This window comes from Oceaniovalibus sp. ACAM 378 (assembly GCF_008085915.1).
GTDB lineage: Bacteria > Pseudomonadota > Alphaproteobacteria > Rhodobacterales > Rhodobacteraceae > Oceaniglobus.
The window spans coordinates 1-1,354 of record NZ_VSJK01000073.1 but is presented as its reverse complement, the minus strand read 5'-3'; the positions used below and the strand labels follow the sequence as shown (position 1 = coordinate 1,354).

The window sequence follows — 1,354 nt, the reverse complement described above, 5'->3', positions numbered from 1 at the left end:
ACAGAATGAAAGGGCAACGACATGGATCACTTTATCGGTTTGGACGTCTCTTTGGCAAGCACTGCGATCTGCGTTCTGAACGCGCATGGGAAGGTGGCCAAGGAAACGACGGCTTCCAGCGAACCGGAGGATTTGGTGGCGGCTCTGCGCGCCCTGTCGGGCAACGTCATCGCTGTGGGTCTCGAAGCGGGACCGCTGTCGCAATGGTTGCACAAGCATCTGACAGAGGCCGGCTTCGACACCGTTCTGATGGAAACACGTCAGGTGAAGGGGGCATTGAAAGCGATGCCGATCAAGACCGACCGCCGGGATGCAGAAGGTATCGCACGGCTCCTGCAGATGGGCTGGTTCCGGCCGGTCCATTGCAAATCAGTGTCGGCGCAGGAAATACGGGCGGTCCTGACGACGCGCAAATCGATTCAGCAAGCCACCATAAACCTTGAGCTGTCGATGCGCGGTGTGCTGCGCAACTTCGGGCTGAAAATGGGCAGGATTCCAAAGGGCCGTTTCGAAGAACGGGTTCGCGAGCTGACCGATGGTAACCCCATGTTGGAGGCGGCGGCCGGTCCGATCCTGACGGCCCGAGAGGCGTTGCGCAGTGAATTGGCGAAACTGGAAAAGCTGGTCAGGGATCACGCCAAATCCGATCCCGTCTGCCGTCTAATGATGACAATGCCCGGGGTTGGTGCAATCGTCGCACTCACTGTGAAATCCGCCATTGACGATCCGGACAGGTTCCGGTCATCGAAGGATGTCGGCCCATGGGCCGGATTGACGCCGCGCCGCGCGCAATCCGGTGAGCGGGACATCATCGGCCAGATCACACGGGCAGGAGATGAAAGCTTGCGCACCGCGCTCTACCAAGCTGCGACAGTGATGTTGAACCGAGGACGGCCCAGCTGGCTGACTGCTTGGGCATTGCGTGTTGCGCAAAGGCGGGGAAAGAAGCGGGCGACGGTTGCCCTGGCCCGGCGCATCGGGGTAGTGCTCCACCGCATGTGGCGTGACGGCGCCGAGTTCCACTTTACGCGCGCCGAGCCAATGGCGACGTCGGCTGCGTAAACGTCGACAGCCAGCTGGACATGATTAACTCAACAGAAGGAGAATTGGGCAGCGCCGAAGCGCGCAGGCTTCACCGAGGTCCCAAACCGGGACGCGGTCCCCGATGATGCCGCCTGAGGCCTCGTCACCAGACATCCGCTGTCTGAGTACGCGTGTCAGATAGGCACACGGGAGCCGCATTTGGACCAGGCATGATGTGGCAGCCACCGCGCTGACTACGGACGGAAGCATCATCCCGGTACGGGAATACCCTCGACTGTCTCACCCGCAAACTCGGCCAGAAAAGTCAAAC

At 60.7% G+C, this 1,354-nt stretch carries 1 protein-coding gene; it reads left to right on the top strand.

The features are described from left to right. The first annotated feature begins 21 nt into the window (after positions 1 to 21). Positions 22 to 1,062, top strand: coding sequence for an IS110 family transposase (locus FQ320_RS25200; RefSeq protein ID WP_148475997.1), 1,041 nt, complete (start codon positions 22 to 24; stop codon positions 1,060 to 1,062). The last annotated feature ends 292 nt before the right edge of the window (positions 1,063 to 1,354 follow it).